A 22,303-nucleotide genomic window follows, 5' to 3' on the forward strand; every position below is an offset into this window, starting at 1 on the left:
GCGCACACCGCAGGCGAGCAGTCACGCTCGTCCCTCCGGCGTGCGTGGAAATCCATGAGGAGAGTTCGTGTCACGCCTGCCGCGTAGAACATCGCGCAACCGGCGAGCCGCCCTCGCCGGGTTGCTCACCACCGCCCTTGCCTCGCTCAGCCTTCCCCTTGCCACGGCCGCGACCGCCGCCACTCCGATCGCCGAATCCGCCACGGGCACCTACCTGGTCACCCTCGCCGACGAGCCCCTGGTCACCTACGACGGCGGGGTGGGCGACCTCTCCGCGACGAAGCCCGTCGAGGGCGGCAAGCTCGATGTCGCATCGGCCGCCGCCAAGCGGTACCGCACCCACCTGACGGACCAGCAGACCCGCGTCGCCAAGAAGGTCGGCGCCACCGTCCGGCAGCACTACGCGGTCACCACCAACACCTTCAGCGCCCGGCTCGACGCCCGCCAACTGGTGCGCCTCGCCCACACCGGGAGCGTCGTGCACATCGCCCCCGACCGCTTCCACCACGCCACCGACGACCGGAACTCCACCGACTTCCTCGGACTCTCCGGCCGCAAGGGGCTGTGGAAGGCCCTCGGCGGGACCGCCGAAGCCGGCAAGGGCATCGTCGTCGGCGACATCGACACGGGCATCTGGCCCGAGAACCCCTCCTTCGACGCCCCGGCCCTGAGCTCCCGCAAACCCGGCGAGAAGGACCGCCACCGCCCCTACCGCGTGGGTACGACCACCGTGATGCACAAGGCGGACGGCGGCACCTTCAAGAGCACCTGCCAGACCGGCGACAGCTTCACCACTGCGGCCTGCAACGAGAAGGTCGTCAGCGCCCGCTACTTCGGCAAGGCCTGGTTCGACGCCGTTCCGGAATCCAACCGGGCCGGATACGTCTCCCCGCGCGACAGCCAGGGCCACGGCACCCACACGGCATCCACCGCGGCCGGCAACGCCGACGTCCGCGCCACGGTCGGCGGTGAGGACCTCGGCACCGTTTCCGGCGTGGCCCCCGCAGCCACCATCGCCGTCTACAAGGCCCTCTGGCAGAGCAAGGACGGCCAGGCGGACGGCGGTCTGACCAGCGACATCGTCGCCGCCATCGACCAGGCCGTCGCAGACGGCGTGGATGTCATCAACTACTCGCTCGGCGGCGCGATCGAAAGCGTGTACAACGACCCGGCGCAGGTCGCGCTCCGCAACGCCGCCGCGGCCGGAGTGTTCGTCGCCACCGCCGCGGGCAACTCCGGCCCGGGCGCGTCCAGCCTCTCCAACACCGCGCCCTGGACCACCACGGTCGCCGCCGGCACCATCAAGTCGCACACCGGCACGGTGACCCTCGGCAACGGCTCCGGCCACACCGGCATCAGCACCACCGTGCACCGGCAGATCGGCCCCGCCCCGCTCGTCCTGGGCTCAGCGGTCCGGGTCTCGGACACCGTGGACGTCTACGCGGACTACTGCATGCCGGGCTCCCTCGACCCCGCCCGCACGGCCGGGAAGATCGTCGTCTGCGAACGGGGCTTCAACGGCCGCGCCGACAAGTCCGCCGAGGTCAAACGGGCCGGCGGCATCGGCCTCGTCCTGGTGAATCCCGGCGACGAGAGCACGGACGGCGACCTGCACAGCGTGCCGGCCGTCCACCTCGACAACGCGGACGCGGCCCCCGTGCGCACCTACGCCGCCACGGACGGAGCCACCGCCACCCTCACCGAGGGAGGCGCCTCGGACGTCTACCCGCAGGTGGCCGGCTTCTCCTCGCGCGGCCCCTCTCTCGTCGGCAACGGCGACCTGCTCAAGCCCGACATCACCGCGCCCGGCGCCACGATCCTCGCGGCCGTGTCGCCCGACGGCAACCACGGCCACGACTTCGACTACTACTCCGGTACCTCCATGGCCACCCCGCACATCAGCGGCCTGGCGGCGCTCTACCTCACGGAGCACCCCACCTGGTCCCCGATGAGCGTCAAGTCGGCCATGATGACCACCGCCACGCAGACGAAGACCGCGGACGGCAAGAACGGCGGCGACGTGTTCGCCCAGGGCGCCGGCGAGGTGGACGCACGGGCCATGCTGCGGCCCGGACTCGTCTACGACTCGGGTGAGCGGGACTGGCTCGCGTACCTCGAGGGCTCCGGTGTGGACACCGGAACCGGAACGAGGGCCATCGACCCGAGCGACCTCAACTACCCGTCCATAGCCATCGGCGACCTCTTCGGCAAGCAGACCGTCACCCGCACCGTCACCGCGACCACGGCCGGCACCTACCGCGCCCGGGTGGACCTCCCCGGCATCAAGGCCACGGTGAGCCCGTCCGTGCTGCACTTCAGCCACCCCGGCCAGAAGCGCACCTTCACCGTCACCCTGGACGTGGCCACCGCGCCCGCGGGACGCACCGCCACCGGGGCCCTCACCTGGCTCTCCGGCCGCACCACCGTCCGCAGCCCGATCGTCGTCACCCCGCAGACCGTCCGCGCCCCCGCCGAGATCAAGGGCTCCGGGTCCAGCGGCTCGACCGAATTCTCGGTCACCCCGGCCACCAGCACCCTGACGGCCACCCCCTACGGACCGGTCACCTCGCCCGTCACCAAGGGCACCCTGACCCAGATGCAGGAGATCTCCTACGACGCCGAGATCCCCTCCGGCACCAAGGCGTCACAGATCACGGTCCGCTTCGACGCGGCGGAGGACACGATCACGGGCGTCCTCTGGGGCAACAAGGTCGGCGGGGTCCTCCAGGACGTCCACATCGCCGTCCCTGACAGCGGCGGAACGGTCACCATCACCGTGCCGCATCCCACGGCCGACGCCCTCTTCGTGTCCCTGGTCGCGATGGGGGCCGACGGGGAGACCGTCACCCCGTACACCTACCAGGCGAACCACATCACCGCGGACAGCCCCGTCACCGGCAAGGTCACGGTCACGCCCGACCGGGCCCGCGTCACCCCCGGCGTGCCGACCGACCTGACCGCCGCCTGGTCCGGCGTCCCAGCGAACGCCCGGTCCGGCGCCTGGATCGAGTACGGCAACGAGGCGGGCTCCTTCCTGACCCTCAACTGAATCCCGATACCCACCGGCGGGGCGGCACGCACACACGTGCCGCCCCCACACACGCCCTCCGCACATGCCGGCTACTCGAACCGCGAGGTGTCGCCCGCGCCCCTGCGGACGATCTGCAGCTCGCCGGTGGGGAAGTCAATGACGGTCGTCGGCTCGGTGCCGCAGTCACCGGAGCCGATGACGACGTCCCCCCGTAGTCCAGGCGCTGCTTGATCTCCCAACCCCGGGTCAGCGGCTCATCCTCGTCGGGCAGCAGCGTGCTGGAGAGCAGCGGCTCGCCCAGTTCGACGAGGAGCGCCTGGACGACGGGATGGTCCGGGACACGGACGCCGACGGCGAGTGATTGCGCCGCACACCGGACCGACCTGGTTCGCCGGCGCAGGAGTCCACGTACACGTCCTCCGCAGGATCGCCAGCCACGCCGCAACCCAGCGCCACCTGCACCCAGACGTTCAAAAGATCACGGCTGCCGGAGCGGCGCTCTCCCCACACCTCAGCGGCGGGCTGCGCCCACCGCGCTCGCTGCCGAGCCCGATCGTCATGACCCGCTGACCCCGGTCAAGGACGCCGGTCCCCAACTGGTCCCCGAGAATGATCAAGGGCCGGTTTCGGATTACTCCGAAACCGGCCCTGACCTGCGACTGTCTCCAGTCGGGACGACAGGATTTGAACCTGCGACCCCTTGACCCCCAGTCAAGTGCGCTACCAAGCTGCGCCACGTCCCGATACCCGCTGACCTGGGGTTTCCCCCGGGCCGAACGCGCATGAGAACAATACCGCACTCGGGTGGGTGGTCACGAACGGCTTTGGCGCTTGACCTCAACCGAACTTGATGTTCAACGCTTGTTCCATGACGCACACGACCACCGCGGCGCGGCGCGACCACCGCGAGATGAACCGCCTGATGGGCATGATGACCGGGGACGAGAAGCACGGCCCCGCGGCCACCTCCACCCTGGACGTGCTGTGGGTGCTGTACGACCGGGTGCTGCGGGTGACGCCGGACACCGTGGACGCACCGGACCGCGACCGGTTCCTGCTCTCCAAGGGCCACGGGCCGATGGCGTACTACGCGGTCCTCGCCGCTCACGGGTTCTTCGGCGAGGAGCTGCTGCCGGGCTTCGGGACGTACGACTCGCCGCTCGGGCACCACCCGGACCGGACACTGCTGCCCGGGGTCGAGATCGGCAGCGGCTCACTGGGGCACGGGCTGCCGCTGGCCGTCGGAAGCGTGCTCGGCCTCCGGGCCCAGGGGCTCACCGACCCCCGGGTGTGGGTGCTGGTCGGGGATGCCGAACTGGACGAGGGCAGCAACCACGAGGCGCTCGCCTACGCGGGCCCGGCCGGGCTCGAGCAGCTGCACACCGTGGTGATCGACAACTTTTCGGCGTCCTATGCCCGGCCGGGCGGGATCGCGGCCCGGTTCGAGGCCGCGGGCTGGTCGGTCGACACGGTCGACGGGCGCGACCACGAGGCGCTGTACACGGCCTTCACCGCACCGCACCCCGGACGGCCACGCGCCGTCGTCGCCCGCGTCGAGCCCAAGAACTGAACGCCCCGCAGAACACGGAGGACCCGCACATGGACACGATGCGTGACCGCTTCATCGCCACCACGACCCGGTTGTTGGACGAGGACCCGGCCCTCGCGCTGGTTCTGGCCGAGATCAGCCGGGACGGCTTCGGCCCGGCTCTGGAGGCGCATCCGGACCGGGTGGTCAATGTCGGCATCAGGGAGCAGCTGCTGGTCGGCGCGGCGGCCGGAATGGCGCTCACCGGGATGCGGCCGATCGTCCACACCTTCGCCAGCTTCCTGGTGGAGCGGCCGTTCGAGCAGGTCAAGCTGGACTTCGGCCATCAGGGGGTGAGCGGAGTACTGGTGAGCGCGGGTGCTTCGTACGACTGGCCGGCCGGCGGGTTCACCCATATGGCGCCGGGTGATGTGGCGCTGCTGGACACCCTCGACGGCTGGACGGTGCATGTGCCGGGCCACCCGGACGAGGCGGAGGCGCTGCTGCGCCAGGCCGCGGCCGACGACGGCCGGGTGTACGTACGGCTGTCGCTGCAGTCCAACGAGCGGGCCCGGGCGGTCGGCGCGGGGACCGGGTTCGCGCCGGTGCGGGAGGGCGGGGGCGGCGTGGTGATCGCCGTCGGGCCGATGCTCGACAACGTACTCGCCGCGACCGAGGGGCTCGATGTGACGGTGCTGTACGCGACGACGGTGCGCCCGTTCGACGGCGCCGGGCTGCGACGGGCGGTCGGGGCCGGAGCCGGAGCCGATGTGGTGATCGTCGAGCCGTATCTGGCGGGCACCTCCACCGCGGCCGCCAATGACGCGCTGGTCGCGCTGCCGCACCGTGTGCTGGGCCTCGGTGTGGGACGGGCCGAGCTGCGCAAGTACGGGGAGATGGACGAGCACCTCGCCGCGCACGGGCTGGACGCGCGAGGGCTGCGGGAGCGGATCGGGGGCTTCCTCGGTCGGCCCCGGCCCTGACGGTCGCCGTCTGCCCGGACGGGCGGTGTCTGTCCGGGCGCGGCCGGACCGGTCGAGAGCGGTGCGGGGCTGCGCGACCGCGCTGCTCGACCGAGCCGGTCCCCGGAGCGGGCCGGGTCAGGTCCGGAAGCCGTGTCCCTCCCGTTGGTCGATGTGCACCACGAGCTCCAGGGCCAGTGACTTGATCGTGTCGAGCCCCGCCCTGCCCCACGAACGGGGCACGGTGTCGACCGCGCAGACGGCGCCCAGGGCGATGCCGGTGCGGTCGATGAGCGGAGCACCGAGGTAGGAGCGGATGCCTATCTCGTCGACGACCGGGTTGCCCGCGAACCTCGGGTAGTCGCAGACGTCCTCCAGCACCAGCGCCTTGCGCCGGACGACGACATGGGGGCAGTAGCCGCGGTCGATGGCGACATAGCGGCCGCTGCGGCTGCTGCACGCGGCCGCGATGCCCAGGTCGGTGCCCTTGCGCGTACCGGCCGGGGTGTGCAGACCGGCGAAGAACTGCCGGTTCCCGTCGATGAAGTTGACCATGGAGAAGGGGACCTCGGTCAGCTCCGCCACCCGGTCGGCGAAGGCGTCGAAGTTGTCGAACGACGCGTCGGCGCGCTCCCCGAGTCCGAGCGTCCGCAGCCGCCGGGTACGGGCGACGGCATCGCGGTCGACCGGTGTGAGCAGCAGCCGGCCGGACGCGTTCCGCGTCACGGACGGACCCCGAAGCCGGTCAGCGGCGCCGGGGCCGAGGTCGCGTTGATCAGGTGCTGGACGAGGGTGACCAGGGCGCCCGTGCCCGAACTGGCGATCCGGGCGTCGCAGAGCACCACCGGGACGTCCGGACCGAGATCGAGCGCGGCCCGGATCTCCTCCGGTGCGTAGCGGTAGGCACCGTCGAACTCGTTGACCGCGATGATGAATCCGATGCCACGCCGTTCGAAGAAGTCGACGGCGGCGAAGCACTCCGCGAGCCTCCGGGTGTCGGCGATGACGACCGCGCCGAGCGCCCCCTGGGAGAGCTCGTCCCACATGAACCAGAAGCGTTCCTGGCCCGGGGTGCCGAACAGGTAGAGCACATGCTGCTCGTCGAGCGTGATGCGGCCGAAGTCCATCGCCACGGTGGTGGCGGTCTTGGACTCGATGCCGTCGAGATGGTCGGTCCCGACGCTCACCTGGGTCAGCAGTTCCTCCGTGCTCAGCGGCGCGATCTCGCTGACGGCGCCGACGAACGTCGTCTTGCCGACGCCGAATCCGCCCGCCACCAGCACCTTGAGCGCGACGGGGAAGCCCTCCGTCCCGCCCGGTCCCTCGGCCCCGGAGACGTCCGGGTCGGCCGACGGGTGCGAGGTGTGCGGGGCGTCGTCCGGTACGTGCGGGGCGGGGCCGGGGTCGGCGTAGCCCTGCGGTGCCTGCCCGTAGCCCTGCGGCTCCCCGTAACCCTGCGCGTAGCCGTAGTCCGGTGTCCCCCCGTAGTTCCGCGTCTCCTCGTACCCCTCGTACCCCTGGGCCTCCCCATGGGTGGGCGGGTGCCCGTAGTCCTGCGTGCCCGGGTGGTTCGGGGTGCCCCCGTGGCTCTCCGGACGTCCGTAGCTCTCCGGACTCCCGTGGTCGCCGGAACGGGCATGGCTTCCCCGGCCTGCGAAACCTTCGGGGTCCGAGCCGTTCCGGTACGCGGCGGAGCTGCCGAATCCGTCAGAGCTGTCGTCGTAAGCCATCGAGCACTGCCTCCAGCAGAGATCGGTCGGTGGGCATGTCGTGGAAGGCGGGCGGGTGCGCGGTCACCGCCCCGCAGTCGACCAGGTCGGAGACGAGCACCTTGGTGACGACCGCGGGCAACCGCAGATGGGCGGCGATCTCGGCCACGGAGGTGGGACCGTCGCACAGCCCCAGCGCGACGGAGTGCTCGGGACCGAGATGGGTCTGCGGCTCGCTCCCCGTGGCCATGATCAGCGAGAGCAGGTCGAGCACGGCCGAAGGACGGGTCCGGCCGTTGCTCACGGTGTAGGGACGGATGAGCCGCCCGGCCGCGTCGTCGAGCAGCGGCCCGTCCTGCGGCACCGACACCCTCACAGTCCCGTGCTGCCGGGGGCGCCGGCCGCTTGTCTCACGGGCGTCATCAGGTACGGGCGGACGCTCTTGACCAGCATCGTCATCTCGTAGCCGAGCACCGCCGCGTCCGCCTCCCGACCGGCGAGGACGGCGAGACAGGTGCCCGATCCGGCCGTGGAGACGAACAGCAGGGTCGAGTCGAGCTCGACCACCACCTGCCGGACCTCGCCGCTGTCGCCGAAGCGCGCGCCGGCGCTGCGCCCCAGCGAGTACAGACCGGCGGCCAGCGCCGCCATGTGGTCGGCGCTGTCGGCATCCATGCCGTGCAGGGATTTCACCAGCCCGTCGGCAGAGAGCAGCACCGCGCTGCGCGTGTACGGGACACGCTGGACCAGGCCGCTCAGCAGCCAGTCGAGGTCCGAGACCTGACCGGACGGCATGTCGGTCGCCATGAAGCATCTACTCCTTCGGGGGGTGCGTTTCGAGGGGATCGACCGCCGGGGTCCCCTCCGGGCCCGGTGCCGGGCTCGCGGGGTAGGGGGCAGCGGTCGGGGTGCGGCCGCGTACGGGCAGCGGTTCGAGCGGGGCCGGCGGCTGCCAGGGCTGCCGGGCCGCCGCTTCGGGGCCGTGGGCCGGCTCCGGGGAGCCTGTGGTGTCGGACTCGGTGCGGGCCTCGGCGAGTTCGATGCCCCGGCGGAAGGCCGCCATGAGCCCCGGGTCGTGGAGGGCCTGCTCGTCCTGGGTGCGCGGGACCGGGGCCTGCCTCAGCTGCGGGACGAGGTGCTCCTGGTTGCTGCGCCGGGGCAGTTGGGGGCGGCCCGCGGCTCCGCCCGTACCGCCGGGCTCGGGGCGGGGTGCGTCGCCGGTCCGCTCCGGGGGCCGGGGGCCGGGGACGTTCTCGGCCGGTTCGGGGTGGGCGGGGTGTTCGGTCCGCTGCGGGAGCGGCGGGGCGTCGCCCGGTCCGGGTGCCTGCTGCGGTGCCGGGTGCGGCCCCGGGGACTGGCTGGGGACATACGGCTGAGGGCCGGTCTCCGACTGCGGGGCGGCACCGGGGCCGGGAGTGAGGCTCGGCAGGGAGCGGCCGTGGTGCCCGGCCCTCTCGTCCTCGGCCGGCGGACGGTGCACGGGGCCCGGGGGCGGGACCGGCGCGGCGCCGCGCTCGGCCGCGGCGTCCCCGTCCACTCCCAACAGGCCCTGGGGCAGGACGAGTACGGCCTGGGTGCCCCCGTAGATGTTGCTCTGCAGCCGGACGGCGATGCCGTGCCGCCGGGCCAGTGACGCGACGACGAACAGGCCGATCCGGCCGTCCTGCAGCAGGTGGGCCACGTTGACCTGGTCGGGCGCGGCGAGCAGGGCGTTCATCCGCTTCTGCTCGTTGACCGGCATGCCGAGCCCCCGGTCCTCGACCTCCAGGGCCAGTCCGGCGGTGACCTGCTGGGCGCGCATCAGCACCTGGGTGTGCGGTGCGGAGAACACCGTGGCGTTCTCCACCAGTTCGGCGAGCAGGTGGATCACGTCCGCCACCGCGTGGCCGCGCAGCGTGCCGTCGATCGGCGGCACGAGCTTGACCCGCGGGTACTGCTCGACCTCGGCGATCGCGGAACGCAGGACCTCGGTCATGGTGACGGGGTTGCTCCACTGGCGCCGGGAGACGGCGCCGCCGAGCACCGCGAGGTTCTCGGCGTGCCTGCGGATCCGGGTGGCGAGATGGTCGACGTGGAAGAGGCCCTTGAGCAGATCGGGGTCCTCGACCTCGTGCTCCAGCTCGTCGAGGATCTGGATCTCGCGGTGCACGAGCGACTGCAGGCGCCGGGCGAGGTTGACGAAGACCTCGACCTTCTGGTCCTCGCCGGAGCGGTCGGCGAGCCGGGCCGCCTGGACGACCGCGGCCACGGCGGCGGTCTGGTGGCGGCCGAGCTCCTGCGCGAGCAGTTCGAAGGCGTCGCTGCCCGGGGTGCCGGGGCCGGCGGGCCGGCGGACGGCCACCGGCTCACCGTTGCGGAGCTGCTCCATCACCCGCTGCAGCTCTGCCTGGCCCTGGGCACTGGCACGGCGCAGGGCCAGGCAGCGGCCGAACACGGTGGTGGCGAGCCGGTTGGCGGCCAGGAAGGCGGCCAGCACCGCGGCGAGCGCCAGCGCACCGGCCGCGCCGAGCGCGATCCAGAGCTCGGTGGAGAGCCGGGCTCCGGTGGAGCGGATGGTGAAGACGACCGCCGCGGCACCGCTCAGTACCGCCGCCGTGGTCGGCAGCACCGCGGCGCGCAGGATCTGGGGGCGTATGCGCGTCTCGGCGGTCGGCTGGGCGGCGCGCGGTCTGGCCGCGGCCGAGTGGGAACGGGCGCCCGGTCGGCCGTGCCGCCCGCCCTCACGGCGCTCCGGTCGCGCTTCGGGTGCGCGAAGTTGAGACATCGGTGTCCTTGGTACGTGGGGCACCCGGAAACGGTGTTCCTGCGGTGGCACCTACGGTGGTCGGTCAGGCCCGGTGCATCGGTCGGGCAGGCTCGAAACTTATGAGCCCACCGTTGATCACCGGCCACACACGGTAGTCGTCCCGCACCGGGGTGCGGCGGCGAGTTGTCGAACTTGCCCGCCATCCGTCCCGCTCTGGTATGAGCTCTCGCACAACCGACCGATCACGTTGTTTTGACACCCGGTCGGCCGACGCCCGAACGATCTACCGGTACGAACCCGTGAACGCGCGGCACCCGCGTCCCGCCCACTCCGCGCGGACCGCACGAGCACTCCGTACCGACCTACCGGTTTGCTACGCGGCGTAACCATCATGGCCATGGGGCCGATCGGGTGAATGGCTCGATCCGAGGGGGATCGACGGACGGGGAATCCGGACGCGTGCGACGGGACTGCCCCTCGTGCGTCTCATCCGTCACAGGGGTCTCAGCGTCAGTGATCCGGCCATCGTCGGCCACGGATCATGGGGCTGCTGCGGGGGCTCGCGTTGGTCGGTTCCAGGCGGCGGTTGGAGGCGGGCGCCGTGCGGAATCGGGCGTTGCGGGCCCTACGGCCTCGGCAACGGCTCAGGGGACGGGGGCAGGGGCTCGGTTCGGGGCCCGACCGGCCGGGGCAGCCGGGCGGCGGCGCGGGCCACCGCCACGCCCCGGCCACCGCCCGCGCGGCCCCGGCCGTCGCCCGCCGGGCTCAGCGACCGCTGGTGAGATCGAGATTCTGCTCGTCGGTCTCCGGGGCGGCGAGCGGGGTCCCCCGATCGCTGCGCCAGGGGTGCGCGATCGGGTGGGAGACGGGCCGCCACCACGGCTCGGTGGGCAGCGCCCCGGCGGGCTCGAACGGCAGCCCCGGGGTCGGGAACGCGACGTCCTGCCCGGCTTCCTCCGCCACGTCCATGGTCCACTCGGCGGGCTCGGCCCACGGGTGCGGTGCGAGATTGAAGGTGCCCCAGTGGATCGGCAGCATCACGCCGTACGGTCTGCCGCCCTGGAGATCGAGGTGGGCCCGCATCCCCTCGGCCGGAGTCATGTGGATGTCGGGCCAGTACTCCGCATAGGCGCCGATCTGGATCATCGTCGCGTCGAACGGGCCGTGTGCGGCGCCGATGTCCCGGAAACCGGAGAAGTAGCCGGTGTCGCCGCTGTGGTAGATCCGGTGCTCGGGACCGGTGACGGCCCAGGACGCCCACAGGGTGTGCTGCTGATTGCGCAGGCCACGGCCGCAGAAGTGCCGTGCGGGAGTGGCGGTCAGGTCGATCCCGGCGATGCGTGTCGTCTCGTTCCAGTCCAGCTCGCGCAGCCGGTCGGCCGGGACCCCCCAGTGCTCCAGATGGGCGCCGACACCGAGCGGGACGGCGAACACCGTTCCGGTGCCCGCGAGGGCGCGGATGGTCGGCAGGTCGAGGTGGTCGTAGTGGTCGTGCGAGATCACCACCGCGTCCACCGGGCCGAGCGCGGCGAGCGGCAGCGGCACGGGGTGCAGACGCCTGGGGCCGGCGAAGGCGAAGGGCGAGCAGCGCTCCCCCCAGACCGGATCGAAGAGCACCCGCCGCCCGTCGATCTCGGCGAGCACCCCGGAATGGCCCATCCAGGTGAGCCGCAGCCCCGTGGCCGGCGGCTCGGCCAGGTCCGCGTACGTGGTGGGGTGGACGGGCAGGGTGCCCGACGGGGCCCGGCGGACCCGCTCCTCCCTGCGGAAGTAGACCTTCGCGAACTCCAGCGTGGATCCCGAGGGTCTGGTCCGTGCTCCCACCGGGTTCTGGAAAACGCCGTCGGCGAAGTTGGGCGAGCGCCGGATGCGCTCCATGCGGGCGCCCTCCGGATCCGCGCCGAAGGCGGCGGGGCGCAGCGCACGCAGCCGGGTGCGGAGCGGGGGCAGGACATCGGCGCCGGTCACAGCATCTCCTGGGGGAGTCGGTGTCGTTTCATTATGGGCAGGCGGCACGACGGTGCGAGCGCGAAGGACCCGGTCCGGACAGCGCCCGCACACGTCTCCGCCGCCCGGCGGGCGCGCTCCCGGGCGGCGCGTTCCACCCCGTGCCGCGTCCCCTCACGCCGACTCCAACGTGCGGGCCGGTGCCAGGATTCCGGGTCCGGCGGTCCGGCATGTCACATCCGCGGGTGTCCCGTCCGTCGCATCGGTGCAAACAGCCGTCGGCACGGTCCCCGCGACCTCACCGGCGGTGTCCGAGCCGTACCGAAGGAGACCGGTCATGACCGCCCGTATCCCGCTCGACCCGCCCCGTACGCTCCTCTTCCGCGCCGTGTCGTGGTACTCGAGGCGCGCGTACGGCAAGGTTCTCGACCCGCTGCGGGCCGCCGCCCACCACACCGGGGTGCTGTGGGCCCAGTCGCGTCTCGAACTGTCGGCCGGCCGCTGGAAGAAGCTGGATCCGCAGCTCAAGGCGCTCGCGGTGATGGCGTCCGCGGCCACCATCGGCTGTGGCTGGTGCATGGACTTCGGGTACTGGGAGAACCACCGCCACGGCATGGACCCGGCCAAGCTGCGCGATGTCCCGGCGTGGCGGGAGAGCGAGGTGTTCGCCCCGCTGGAGCGCGACGTCATGGCGTACGCGGAGGCGATGAGCCTCACCCCGCCGGAGGTCGCGGACGATCTCGCCGAGCGGCTGCGGGGCGCGCTCGGCGAGGCGGCGTTCATCGAACTCACGACCATGGTCGCGGTGGAGAACATGCGCTCCCGGACGAACTCCGCCCTGGGCCTGACCAGCCAGGGCTTCAAGGACAGCTGCGAGGTGGGCCGGCCCGCGAACCGGTGAGCCGGCCGGGCGGACCGGTGACGGGGCGTGCGCCGCTCCGCCCCCGGTCTTCCCGCTCCTGGCATATTCGTTAGGGTGACGGCGTGGCAAGAGTGCGCTTGAGTGTGGCGGAACGGCGTGAGGAACTTCTGCGCGCCGCCGTCGAGCAGATCGAGGTGCGGGGGGTCGCCGCCGTCCGGATCGCCGACGTGGCCTCCGTCCTCGGTGTGAGCAACGCGCTTGTGCTCTACCACTTCTCGACCAAGGAGAAGCTCGTGGCGGCGGCCTTCGCGCATGCCGCCGAGGCCGACCTCGCCCAGTTGCGCAAGCTGCTCGGCCGGCGCACCAGCGCGGTCCGGCGGCTGCGCGCCGCCGTCCGCTGGTACGCGCCGACCGGTCGTGCCAAGGGCTGGCGGCTGTGGATCGAGGGCTGGGCCGCCTCGCTGCGTGATCCGGCGCTGCGCAATGTGGCCGGCGATCTCGACCAGCAGTGGAAGGCCGAACTCGCCGAGGTCATCGAGGAGGGCGCCGCCGCCGGGGAGTTCCACTGCGACGACCCGATGTCCGCGGCCTGGCGGCTGACCGCCCTGCTGGACGGCCTGGCCGTGCAGACGACCGCGTACGCCGGCCCCCTCTCCCGGGCCACGATGCTGGCCTGGACCGACGAGGCACTCGCCCGCGAACTCGGCATCGACCGCGCGGCCCTGACGGCCTGACCCTCCCGGGCCCGCGCCGGACAGCTGTGCCGCTCCCGGACCGTTCCGGTCAGGTCTGGCGCACCGGGGCGTAGGCCTCGCCCGCCAGCCCGAAGGTCCACGCCACACCGTCCTTCGCCGTCCTGGTGCCGGGCGGCACCCGCAGCCAGTAGACCCGGTGCGTACCGTCCGGCTCCGGGGTGGAGTTGACCACCTCGACCATCACCACGTCCTCGTCGCCGTTCATCGCGATCCGCCACAGGACGCCCGTCTCGTCGCGGTGGACCGGCTCCGCGCCGGACTCGGTGAGGTAGCGGTCGTAGCCGTAGAACTCCAGCATCACGCGGCGCAGTTCCGCGTTCTCCTCCTCGCGTATCCGCTTCGGGGTGAGGGAGTTCAGCTCCTCCAGGAACTCGGCGGGCACCGGCATGCCGCGCCAGGCGTACAGGGCGAAGCCGTCCCGGTAGGCGAGCGCCGGGCCGTCTCCCCGGTCGAGCCGGCCCGCCTCGTCCCGGTGCAGCTCCTGCGGCCGCTCGCTGATCACCACGGCGCGCTCGTACGGCCACCACCAGCCCGCGTGCCGAGCCACCGCCGCCAGGCCGTCGAGCCGGCCGCCCCTCCCGTCGAAGGCGGCGAGCCAGGCCGCGTCGTGCTGGCCCAGGACCGCGTCGAGCAGGACCAGCCGGACACCGGTCTCGTCCTCGGGGCGCCGGGCCAGGTCCGCGACGATCCCCGACCTGATCCGGTCGGCGAGGGCGGCGGTGGTCTCCCAGAGCTGGGCGCCGGTGGCGGACCACAGCGCGGACCAGCCCGCCGGGCCCAGTTCGTCGTACATCCGGCGGCGCTCCCGCGCCCAGGGGTGGGTGCGCACCTCGTCGCGGACCGAACGTCCGGCGTCGACGAGCTTTCCGACGGCCTCCACGGCGGCCCTGGGCGAGTCGGCCCAGACGATCCGCTCCGGTTCGGCCAGCCCCGCGCTCCGGTAGGCGAGCCGGATCCCGTCCTCCGCGGCGGCCCGGTCCGCCGCGCCGGTCGCCGCTGCCACGGTCCGCCATGAGTCCACGTACTGCATCGGTCTTTCCCGTCCCCTGTGTTCGGTGTGGTGTCTTCGGTGTTCGGTGTGGTGACTTCGGCCCGGCCGGTGGTGCCGCGGGCCGTGCGCGCGGTCAGTCCGCGACGATGCGGACCGCCCCGGGCGCGTACTCCCGCTGGCGCACCACGCGGTACCAGCCCTTGGAGAGGGGGATCGTCGCGTGCTCCTCGTGGACCACCCGGCCGCCCTCGGGGAGGTGGAGCAGCATGGGGCCGAACGGGCCCGCCTCCCGCATCAGGCGGCCCGGTCCCTGCACCGCGTGGGCGTGGCCGGTGACCTCGCCGAGCGCGAGGACCATGCGGCCGCGGCCGTCCCTCGGCTCGCCCGGCGCCTCCACCAGGTGCGCGGGCACCGCCGACTCCTCCACCGACACGATCAGTACGTCGCCCTGCCTGTACACAGACCTCTCCCCTCGACGGGCCGCACCCGCTGTGCCGGCCACGCAGAAGACGCTACGGCGGGGGTCTGACAATCGTCGGCGGCCGGTCCGCCCCGGACGGGCGCTCGTGCCGTCCCGGTCGCGGCGTTGTCAGTGGGGCTTGATAAACCTTGTGCACATCAGTCGTCCTCCAGTACCAGGAGTTCAGCGTCATGTCCGGTGTGGACCATCTGCAGGAATTGCTCGGCCTTCCCGTTGTCGATTTCCCGCACACGTCGGGGGCGGCGCCCGAGCAGGCCGCCGGGGCGGCCGCCTGGCGGATCTCCGTCGATCCGTACGAGGACGACGAGGTGACCTGGGACGACGCCTTCAAGGCGTTCCTGGAGAAGGTCGATCCGGCCGGGGTGCGGGCGCTGGTCGTCGGTCAGTGGGGCGAGGCGTACGACAACAGTTCGTCGTACGTGGTCGAGCGGCTCGTCGCCGCCGCCGACCGGTTCACGTCGCTGGAGGCGATCTTCCTCGGTGACATGACGATGGAGGAGAGCGAGATCTCCTGGATCGAGCACGACGACGTCACGCCGCTGCTGACCGCCTTCCCCGCCCTGGTCGAGCTGGGGGTGCGCGGCGGGACGGGGCTGCTGTTCCCGGCCGTGAAGCACGAGCGGCTGCGGTCGCTGACCATCGAGAGCGGTGGTCTGCCGGTCGGTGTGGTCCGGGGCGTGCTGGACAGTGAACTGCCCGCGCTGGAGCGGCTGGACCTCTGGCTGGGGGTCTCCGCCTACGGGGGCGACGCCGACGTGGCCGACCTGGCGCCGCTCCTCTCCGGCACCCGTTTCCCCCTCCTCACCCATCTCGGGCTGCGCAACAGCGAGTTGCAGAACGAGATCGCCTCGGCGGTGGCGAGCGCCCCGGTGGTCGCCCGGCTGCGCGTGCTCGGCCTGTCGGACGGCACCCTGGGCGACGAGGGCGCGGCGGCGCTGCTGGAGGGCCAGCCGCTGACCCACCTCGAACAGCTCGATCTGCACCATCACTTCATGACCGAGCCGGTGGAGCGCCGGATCGTGGCGGCGCTGGAGCCGCACGGGGTGCGGGTCGACGTGTCGGAGCGCGAGACACCCTGGGGTGACGGGGGCGTCGAGGGCCGCTACACCTCGGTCGCGGAGTGAGGCGGCGATGACCGGTATCGATCACCCCGAGACGTTCCACGGCCTGCCCGTCCACACCTTTCCCCGCCCCGGTGAGTCCTCCGGCGGCGTGCTCCCGGAGGCCGCTGCGGTCGCCTGGCGGCTGGAGAGCGCCTGGCAGGGCGACCTGACCTTCGAAGCGCTGTGGCGGCACTTCACCGGCACGGTCGACACGACGCGGGTGCGGGCCCTGGTCATCGGCGCCTGGTGGCAGGAGGAGTACGCGTCCTTCACACCGGTCGTCGAGCTGCTGGCCGCCGACGCCGACCGCTTCCCGGCCCTGCGGGCGCTCTTCCTCGCCGACGTCGTCAGCGAGGAGTGCGAGCTGTCGTGGCTGGAGATGTGCGACATCACGCCGGTGGTCGAGGCGTTCGGGCAGTTGGAGGAGCTCGTGGTGCGCGGCTGCGGGCAGCAGTACGGCGAGCGGACGTCCCTGGCGCTGCGGCCGGTGCGGCACAAGGCGCTCAAGACGCTCCGGTTCGAGTCGGGCGGGCTTCCCGCCCCGGTCGTACGGGCGGTCGGCGCCTCCGAGCTCCCGGCGCTGGAGCGGCTCGAACTCTGGCTCGGCGTCGAGGAGTACGGCGGGGACGCCGGGGTGGCGGACCTGGCCCCGTTCCTGTCCGGCGCCGGTTTTCCCGCCCTGCGCCACCTGGGGCTGCAGAACAGCGAGATCCAGGACGAGATCGCGGCGGCCGTGGCCTCCGCGCCGGTGGTCGCCCAGCTGGAGTCGCTCGCCCTCTCGATGGGCACGCTGGGCGACGAGGGCGCCGAGGCGCTGCTGCGGGGACAGCCGCTCACCCATCTGGCCTCGCTGGACCTGCACCACCACTACATGAGCGAGCCGCTGGTGGAGCGGCTGAGGGAGCTGCTCGGTCCCGACCGGCTGAACGACGACATCGACGACGCCGACTGGGACGACGACGAGGACGGCCACCGCTATGTCGCCATCGACGAGTAGCACGGCCGGTCCGTCACCCCGTTTCGCCGTCGTGGGGGTGCCCGGCAACCGCCGGGTCACGCTCTTCCAGGACGCCGTGCGCGCCGCCGGGCTGCCGGCGGCGCGGGTGGTGCCCTGGTCCTCGGTGCTGCGGGGCGAGGCGGTCTTCCTGCCCGGGGAGACCGTGCGGCTGGACTCCCCCGGTGAGGACGCCGAGGTGGAGCGGCTGCTCCGGAAGGTCGACGACCCGACCAGGGTCGAGGGCGGCGCCGCCTGGTACGCCGGTTTCACCCGGGCGGTACGGGAGGTGGCGCGGGCCGCGGCGGATGCCGGGGCCACCCTTCTCGACGGCCCCGGCGAGGTGGCGGTGCTGTTCGACAAGCGGCTCTGCCACGCGGTGCTGGCCGGGGCCGGGGTGCCGGTCCCGGCCTCGCCGACCTCGGGGGCCGCGGCCCCCGTGGTGCGGGGCTGGGCGGACATCCGCGGCCGGATGGCGGAGCACGGCATGCCCAGGGTCTTCGTGAAGCCGGCGCACGGCTCGTCCGCCTCCGGGGTACTGGCCGTGGAAACGGCCGGGCCCGGCCGGATCAGGGCGACCACCTCGGTGGAGCGCGACGCCTCCGGCCGGCTCTTCAACTCGCTCCGGCTCCGCCGTCTGACGACGGAGCCGGAGGTCGCGGCGGTCGTCGACGCCCTCGCGCCGGAGGGGCTGCACGTCGAGCGCTGGCTGCCCAAGGCCACCCTCGGCGGCCGGGCCACGGACCTGCGGGTCGTGGTGGTGGCGGGCCGGGCCACGCATGCCGTCGCGCGTACCAGCCGCTCCCCCCTGACCAACCTCCACCTCGGCGGTGAGCGCGGCGACCTCGGCCGGGTCCGCGCCGCCGTAGAAGCGGCGGGAAGCAGGTGGAGCGAGGCCCTGGCCGTGTGCGAGCGGGCCGCCGCCTGCTTCCCGGACACCCTGTGCGTGGGCGTCGATCTGCTGCCCTCGGCCGGCTGGCGGCGCTTCGCCGTCGGTGAGGTCAACGCCTTCGGTGATCTGCTGCCCCGGCTGACCGGCCTCGACGGCAGCGGTGCCGAGGGCCTGGACACCTACGCGGCGCAGGTCGCCGCCGTCATGAACAGAGCAAGGAACCACCGTGCAACCGCCACCGTCTGACACCGCGCGCTCCCCCGAATCCGCCGGAAATCCCGACATGAGCCGGATCGTGGGCAGCCACGACCTGCTGTTCGTCACCCTCGACACCCTGCGCCACGACGTGGCGGCGGAGCTCGCCGCCGCCGGCCGCATCCCGAATCTGGCCCGCCATCTGCCGGGCGGTGCCTGGGAGGAGCGGCATGCGCCGGGAAGCTTCACGTACGCCTCCCACCAGGCGATGTTCGCCGGTTTCCTGCCGACGCCGACGGGTCAGGGGCCGCATCCCCGGCTCTTCGCGGCGCGGTTCGCGGGCAGCGAGTCGACGGCCTCGGACACCTTCGTGTTCGACACGCCGGACCTGGTCTCCGGACTGGCGGGCGTCGGCTACCGCACGGTGTGCATCGGCGGGGTCGGTTTCTTCAACAAGCAGGCGGCGCTCGGTTCCGTGCTGCCCGGGATGTTCCAGGAGAGCCACTGGGAGCCGGAGTTCGGTGTGGCCTCGCCCACCTCGTTCGAGGCGCAGGTGGCCCGCGCCGAGCAGGTCGTCGCCCGGCTCCCCGCGGAGCAGCGGCTGTTCCTCTTCGTCAATGTGTCCGCGCTGCACCAGCCCAACTGGTTCCACCGGCCGGGGGCCACCCGCGAGGCGGGCGACTCCCGCGCCACGCACGCCGCCGCCCTGGAGTACGTCGACGCCCACATCGGCCGGCTCTTCGCGGCCGCGAGCAGCCGCCGCCGCTGCTTCGCCATCGTCTGCTCGGACCACGGCACGGCCTACGGGGACGACGGCTACACCGGTCACCGCCTCGGCCACCCGTCCGTGTGGACCGTTCCGTACGCGCACTTCTTCCTGGAACCGGGGGCCTCCGCACGATGAGCCGCACCACATCGGCATCGACCACGGCTGCCGCGTCCGCCGTCCGGCCGTACCAGAGCTATGTCTACGCCTACCCGCACAAGACCGCCTACCGGCCGCTGGCCGGGCGGCCCGGGCTGCGCGAGCTGTGGGCCGGTGAGCGCAAGGACGCGCTCTCGCTCTATCTCCACATACCGTTCTGCGAGGTCCGCTGCGGCTTCTGCAACCTCTTCACCCGGATCGGCGCGCCCGACGAGCTGACGACGCGCTATCTCGACGCGCTGGAGCGGCAGGCCCTCGCGGTCCGGGACGCGCTGGGCGACGAGGAGCCCGTGCGGTTCGCCGCCGCCGCTTTCGGCGGTGGTACGCCCACGTTCCTGACGGCGGCCGAGCTGGAGCGGCTCTGCGACATCGCGGAGAAGCGGATGGGCGCCGATCTGCGGTCCGTGCCGCTGTCGGTCGAGACCTCGCCGTCGACCGCGACGGCCGACCGGCTGGCCGTCCTCGCCGACCGCGGTACCACCCGGATCAGCATCGGGGTGCAGAGCTTCGTCGAGTCGGAGGCGCGGGCCGCGGTGCGCCCGCAGCGTCGGGCCGAGGTGGAGTCGGCACTGGGCCGGATACGCGAGACCGCCATCCCGGTCCTCAACATCGACCTGATCTACGGCATCGACGGCCAGACCGAGGAGAGCTGGCGCGCCTCCCTGGACGCGGCGCTGGCCTGGCGGCCGGAGGAGCTGTACCTCTACCCGCTGTACGTGCGCCCGCTGACCGGTCTGGGACGGCTCGGCACCGACGAGGGGGCGGCGGACGCGGCCTGGGACCAGCAGCGGCTGCGGCTCTACCGGGCGGGCCGCGACCACCTCCTGGCGCACGGCTACGAGCAGGTCTCGATGCGGATGTTCCGCCGCGCCGACGCCCCGCGTGCGGAGGGTCCGGACGACTACGCCTGCCAGACCGACGGCATGATCGGCCTGGGCTGCGGCGCCCGCTCGTACACCACGGCCCTGCACTACTCCTTCGACTACGCGGTGGAGATGCGGGAGGTGCGGGCGATCATCGACGGCTACACCGCCACCGAGGACTTCTCCCGCGCCGAGGTCGGGCGGTACGTGGACGGGGACGAGGCGCGCCGCCGCCATCTCCTGCAGTCGGTGCTCCAGGCCGAGGGGCTGGCCCTGGCCGAGTACGAGGAGCGGTTCGGCACCTCGCCCGGCGCGGACTTCCCCGAGGAGCTCGCCGTGTTCGAGGCGCGCGGCTGGCTGGACGCCTCGGCCGGGGCGTCGGGGCTGCTGCGTCTGTCCCCCGAGGGCCTGGCCCACTCCGACGCCCTGGGCCCGGAGCTCTTCTCACCCGCCGTGCGCGCCGCGATGGCCGCGTACGAGCTGAAGTGAGCGCGTCGATGGAGCTGACGATCCTGTACCGGGGCCCGCTGGCCTCGTGCGACTACGACTGCCCGTACTGCCCGTTCGCCAAGCGGCGCGACAGCCGGGAGCAGTTGCGGGCCGACCGGGCGGCGCTGGAGCGGTTCACGGCGTGGGTGGCGGAGCAGACCGGCGACCGGATCTCGGTGCTGTTCACGCCGTGGGGCGAGGGCCTGGTCCGCTCCTGGTACCGCCGGGCACTGGTGGAGCTGGCGGGGCTGCCGCACGTGGCCCGGGTGGCGATCCAGACCAATCTGAGCAGCCGTACGGGCTGGCTGGCCGAGGCCGGAGCGGCGGGGCGGGAGAAGATCGCCCTGTGGTGCACGTACCACCCGGGGCAGACGCCGTACGAGCGGTTCCTCGCCAAGTGCGGGGAGCTCGACGCGCTCGGGATCCGGCACAGCGTCGGGATCGTCGGGCTGGACGCCCACCTGGAGGAGGCGCGGCGGCTGCGGGCCGCGCTGCCCGAGGAGGTCTATCTCTGGGTGAACGCGGCGGAGGGCCACCGCTACACCGACGCGGAGGCGGACCGCTGGACGGCGATCGATCCGCTCTTCCCGTACAGCCGTGATCCGCACCGCTCGGCCGGGCTGCCGTGCCGGACCGGTGAGTCGGTGATCTCGGTGGACGGGGAGGGCACCGTGCGGCGCTGCCATTTCGTCCCGGCGCCGCTCGGCAATCTCTACGACGGGAGCTACCGGCGGGCGCTGCGGCCGCGCGCCTGCCCGCTGGCGGTCTGCGACTGCCACATCGGCTATGTGCACCTGGAGACGCTGCCGCTGTACGACGTCTTCGCGGGCGGTGTGCTGGAGCGGATACCCGCCTCTCCGCGGCTGCCCGGCGGGCGTGGCTGAGCTTCGGCCACGTCCGCCGGGCGGCGGCGGTGCGTCGGGAGCAAGTCCGCGGGGCTACAGCGGCAGCAGGTCGGGGCGCTTGGCCTCGACGTGGTCGCCCGACGACTCGCCGCGCAGCCGCCGCCCGATCCACGGCACCAGGTGCTCGCGCGCCCAGTGGATGTCGTCGCGCCGGACCTCCAGGGTGCCGCGCTGGGCCTGCGGGGGCCATTCCTGGTCGGGGTCGGCCGGTACCTCGATGCCGAGGACCTGGGCGGCGCGCAGCGCGACCCTGGTGTGCCCCTCCGGCGACAGGTGGAGCCGGTCGTCGTCCCAGGCGCGCCGGTCCTGGACGGACCGCAGCGACCACAGGTCCAGCACCGGGCAGTCGTAGCGGTCGGCGATGGCCCGCACATGGGCGGTGTACGTCGCGACCTTGCCACGGAGATGGCGCAGGACCGGGATGCCCCGGGTGTCGAAGCCGGTGGTGACCATGACCGTGCCGACCGCGCCGGTGAGTTCGGCGACGGCGCGCTCGAAGCGTTCGGCCACGTCGTCGGGGTCGGTGCCCGGCCGGATGATGTCGTTGCCTCCCGCGCAGAAGCTCACCAGGTCGGGGGCGAGCTCCTTGGCACGCGGCACCTGCTCCTCGACGATCTGGTCGAGGAGACGTCCGCGTACGGCGAGATTGGCGTATCGGAATTCCGGGTGTGCGGGTCCTTCGGCGTCGTGTGCCGTATCGGGGTCCGGGAGTTGGTCCGCGAGAAGTACCGCGAACCGGTCCGCCCAGCCGACGAATGTTCCGTCCGGGCCGGGGTCACCGACTCCCTCGGTGAAGCTGTCGCCGATCGCCGCGTACGACCCGATGACGCCCTGTCGGTTGTTGACGCCACGCTGCATTTTTCTCGAATCGTCTGCCACAAGCGCTTATCCTGCACCGTCGAATGTGACCTACGCGACCGTAATA

At 72.7% G+C, this 22,303-nt stretch carries 20 protein-coding genes, 1 tRNA gene and 1 pseudogene; 11 read left to right on the forward strand and 11 right to left on the reverse strand.

All coding sequences use genetic code 11. The features are described 5' to 3' along the window. The first annotated feature begins 121 nt into the window (after window positions 1-121). Window positions 122-3,049 carry a S8 family serine peptidase gene (locus ACWC97_RS02100; protein WP_450646873.1) on the forward strand — a complete coding sequence of 976 codons (2,928 nt, stop codon included), beginning with the start codon at window positions 122-124 and terminating at the stop codon, window positions 3,047-3,049. A 71-nt stretch (window positions 3,050-3,120) separates the two neighbouring features. Here the strand turns inward: ACWC97_RS02100 and ACWC97_RS02105 are convergent. After that, window positions 3,121-3,383: pseudogene (locus ACWC97_RS02105) on the reverse strand (L-threonylcarbamoyladenylate synthase); the annotation flags it as partial. A 317-nt stretch (window positions 3,384-3,700) separates the two neighbouring features. Next, a tRNA-Pro gene (locus ACWC97_RS02110) sits at window positions 3,701-3,774 on the reverse strand. Between the two features lie 125 nt (window positions 3,775-3,899). On the opposite strand from ACWC97_RS02110, the gene ACWC97_RS02115 reads away from it, so the two are divergent. Beyond that, window positions 3,900-4,601 carry a transketolase gene (locus ACWC97_RS02115; RefSeq protein ID WP_450646874.1) on the forward strand — a complete coding sequence of 234 codons (702 nt, stop codon included), beginning with the start codon at window positions 3,900-3,902 and terminating at the stop codon, window positions 4,599-4,601. Between the two features lie 29 nt (window positions 4,602-4,630). Further along, a complete protein-coding gene (locus ACWC97_RS02120) occupies window positions 4,631-5,542 on the forward strand; it encodes a transketolase family protein (RefSeq protein ID WP_352274661.1) in 912 nt (303 codons plus the stop codon). 117 nt (window positions 5,543-5,659) lie between these two features. Here the strand turns inward: ACWC97_RS02120 and ACWC97_RS02125 are convergent, their stop codons facing one another. The 6 genes from ACWC97_RS02125 to ACWC97_RS02150 all read right to left on the reverse strand — a co-directional run bounded on the left by ACWC97_RS02125 (window position 5,660) and on the right by ACWC97_RS02150 (window position 11,944). Further along, window positions 5,660-6,247: a GAF domain-containing protein gene (locus tag ACWC97_RS02125; RefSeq protein ID WP_352274662.1), complete on the reverse strand. Its 588-nt coding sequence runs from the start codon at window positions 6,245-6,247 to the stop codon at window positions 5,660-5,662. Beyond that, the gene (locus ACWC97_RS02130; RefSeq protein ID WP_352274826.1) at window positions 6,244-6,804 is read right to left on the reverse strand and encodes a GTP-binding protein; all 561 of its coding nucleotides are present in this window, start codon (window positions 6,802-6,804) and stop codon (window positions 6,244-6,246) included. Before ACWC97_RS02130 ends, ACWC97_RS02125 begins: the two co-directional genes overlap by 4 nt. Before the next feature lie 424 nt (window positions 6,805-7,228). Beyond that, window positions 7,229-7,600, reverse strand: a complete 372-nt coding sequence (locus tag ACWC97_RS02135; RefSeq protein ID WP_352274663.1) for a DUF742 domain-containing protein — start codon at window positions 7,598-7,600, stop codon at window positions 7,229-7,231. A gap of 2 nt (window positions 7,601-7,602) precedes the next feature. Next, a complete protein-coding gene (locus ACWC97_RS02140) occupies window positions 7,603-8,037 on the reverse strand; it encodes a roadblock/LC7 domain-containing protein (protein WP_352274664.1) in 435 nt (144 codons plus the stop codon). Between the two features lie 7 nt (window positions 8,038-8,044). Then, the gene (locus ACWC97_RS02145; RefSeq protein WP_450646878.1) at window positions 8,045-9,994 is read right to left on the reverse strand and encodes an ATP-binding protein; all 1,950 of its coding nucleotides are present in this window, start codon (window positions 9,992-9,994) and stop codon (window positions 8,045-8,047) included. Window positions 9,995-10,741: 747 nt separating this feature from the next. After that, on the reverse strand, window positions 10,742-11,944 hold the full coding sequence (locus tag ACWC97_RS02150; protein ID WP_352274666.1) for an MBL fold metallo-hydrolase: 1,203 nt from the start codon (window positions 11,942-11,944) through the stop codon (window positions 10,742-10,744). 316 nt (window positions 11,945-12,260) lie between these two features. Here ACWC97_RS02150 and ACWC97_RS02155 point away from each other — a divergent pair, with 316 nt between their 5' ends. Both ACWC97_RS02155 and ACWC97_RS02160 read left to right on the forward strand, forming a co-directional pair. Further along, complete coding sequence (locus ACWC97_RS02155) at window positions 12,261-12,824, forward strand: carboxymuconolactone decarboxylase family protein (protein WP_385209136.1); 564 nt, start codon at window positions 12,261-12,263, stop codon at window positions 12,822-12,824. Window positions 12,825-12,928: 104 nt separating this feature from the next. Further along, a complete protein-coding gene (locus tag ACWC97_RS02160; protein WP_352274827.1) occupies window positions 12,929-13,519 on the forward strand; it encodes a TetR/AcrR family transcriptional regulator in 591 nt (196 codons plus the stop codon). Between the two features lie 49 nt (window positions 13,520-13,568). On the opposite strand, the gene ACWC97_RS02165 is transcribed toward ACWC97_RS02160, so the two are convergent. Both ACWC97_RS02165 and ACWC97_RS02170 read right to left on the reverse strand, forming a co-directional pair. Continuing rightward, a complete protein-coding gene (locus ACWC97_RS02165) occupies window positions 13,569-14,570 on the reverse strand; it encodes a DUF6745 domain-containing protein (RefSeq protein WP_450646880.1) in 1,002 nt (333 codons plus the stop codon). A gap of 94 nt (window positions 14,571-14,664) precedes the next feature. After that, on the reverse strand, window positions 14,665-14,991 hold the full coding sequence (locus ACWC97_RS02170) for a hypothetical protein (protein ID WP_352274669.1): 327 nt from the start codon (window positions 14,989-14,991) through the stop codon (window positions 14,665-14,667). 191 nt (window positions 14,992-15,182) lie between these two features. On the opposite strand from ACWC97_RS02170, the gene ACWC97_RS02175 reads away from it, so the two are divergent. From ACWC97_RS02175 to ACWC97_RS02200, 6 genes are read left to right on the forward strand one after another with little or no spacing between them, the layout of a single operon-like run. Next, window positions 15,183-16,136: an STM4015 family protein gene (locus ACWC97_RS02175; RefSeq protein WP_450646882.1), complete on the forward strand. Its 954-nt coding sequence runs from the start codon at window positions 15,183-15,185 to the stop codon at window positions 16,134-16,136. Window positions 16,137-16,143: 7 nt separating this feature from the next. Next, window positions 16,144-17,112 carry an STM4015 family protein gene (locus tag ACWC97_RS02180; RefSeq protein ID WP_392277991.1) on the forward strand — a complete coding sequence of 323 codons (969 nt, stop codon included), beginning with the start codon at window positions 16,144-16,146 and terminating at the stop codon, window positions 17,110-17,112. After that, a complete protein-coding gene (locus ACWC97_RS02185; protein WP_450646884.1) occupies window positions 17,093-18,247 on the forward strand; it encodes an STM4014 family protein in 1,155 nt (384 codons plus the stop codon). The genes ACWC97_RS02180 and ACWC97_RS02185 overlap by 20 nt, the downstream gene beginning before the upstream one ends. A gap of 37 nt (window positions 18,248-18,284) precedes the next feature. Then, window positions 18,285-19,100: an STM4013/SEN3800 family hydrolase gene (locus ACWC97_RS02190; RefSeq protein WP_352274673.1), complete on the forward strand. Its 816-nt coding sequence runs from the start codon at window positions 18,285-18,287 to the stop codon at window positions 19,098-19,100. After that, a complete protein-coding gene (locus ACWC97_RS02195) occupies window positions 19,097-20,473 on the forward strand; it encodes an STM4012 family radical SAM protein (RefSeq protein ID WP_450646886.1) in 1,377 nt (458 codons plus the stop codon). The genes ACWC97_RS02190 and ACWC97_RS02195 overlap by 4 nt, the downstream gene beginning before the upstream one ends. Window positions 20,474-20,481: 8 nt before the next feature. Further along, window positions 20,482-21,357 (forward strand): STM4011 family radical SAM protein, encoded by an 876-nt coding sequence (locus ACWC97_RS02200; protein ID WP_352274675.1) that lies wholly within the window; start codon window positions 20,482-20,484, stop codon window positions 21,355-21,357. Between the two features lie 54 nt (window positions 21,358-21,411). Here the strand turns inward: ACWC97_RS02200 and ACWC97_RS02205 are convergent, their stop codons facing one another. After that, the gene (locus ACWC97_RS02205; RefSeq protein WP_352274676.1) at window positions 21,412-22,257 is read right to left on the reverse strand and encodes an SGNH/GDSL hydrolase family protein; all 846 of its coding nucleotides are present in this window, start codon (window positions 22,255-22,257) and stop codon (window positions 21,412-21,414) included. Between the last annotated feature and the right edge of the window lie 46 nt (window positions 22,258-22,303).

The organism is Streptomyces sp. NPDC001108 (genome assembly GCF_053598535.1).

Bases quoted from the DNA above. Each gene is read 5' to 3' on its own strand.
- ACWC97_RS02115 (WP_450646874.1), top strand. From the start codon at position 3,900: ATGACGCACACGACCACCGCGGCGCGGCGCGACCACCGCGAGATGAAC.
- ACWC97_RS02120 (WP_352274661.1), top strand. From the start codon at position 4,631: ATGGACACGATGCGTGACCGCTTCATCGCCACCACGACCCGGTTGTTG.
- ACWC97_RS02140 (WP_352274664.1), bottom strand. From the start codon at position 8,037: ATGGCGACCGACATGCCGTCCGGTCAGGTCTCGGACCTCGACTGGCTG.
- ACWC97_RS02145 (WP_450646878.1), bottom strand. From the start codon at position 9,994: ATGTCTCAACTTCGCGCACCCGAAGCGCGACCGGAGCGCCGTGAGGGC.
- ACWC97_RS02155 (WP_385209136.1), top strand. From the start codon at position 12,261: ATGACCGCCCGTATCCCGCTCGACCCGCCCCGTACGCTCCTCTTCCGC.
- ACWC97_RS02165 (WP_450646880.1), bottom strand. From the start codon at position 14,570: ATGCAGTACGTGGACTCATGGCGGACCGTGGCAGCGGCGACCGGCGCG.
- ACWC97_RS02175 (WP_450646882.1), top strand. From the start codon at position 15,183: ATGTCCGGTGTGGACCATCTGCAGGAATTGCTCGGCCTTCCCGTTGTC.
- ACWC97_RS02180 (WP_392277991.1), top strand. From the start codon at position 16,144: ATGACCGGTATCGATCACCCCGAGACGTTCCACGGCCTGCCCGTCCAC.
- ACWC97_RS02185 (WP_450646884.1), top strand. From the start codon at position 17,093: ATGTCGCCATCGACGAGTAGCACGGCCGGTCCGTCACCCCGTTTCGCC.
- ACWC97_RS02190 (WP_352274673.1), top strand. From the start codon at position 18,285: ATGAGCCGGATCGTGGGCAGCCACGACCTGCTGTTCGTCACCCTCGAC.
- ACWC97_RS02195 (WP_450646886.1), top strand. From the start codon at position 19,097: ATGAGCCGCACCACATCGGCATCGACCACGGCTGCCGCGTCCGCCGTC.
- ACWC97_RS02200 (WP_352274675.1), top strand. From the start codon at position 20,482: ATGGAGCTGACGATCCTGTACCGGGGCCCGCTGGCCTCGTGCGACTAC.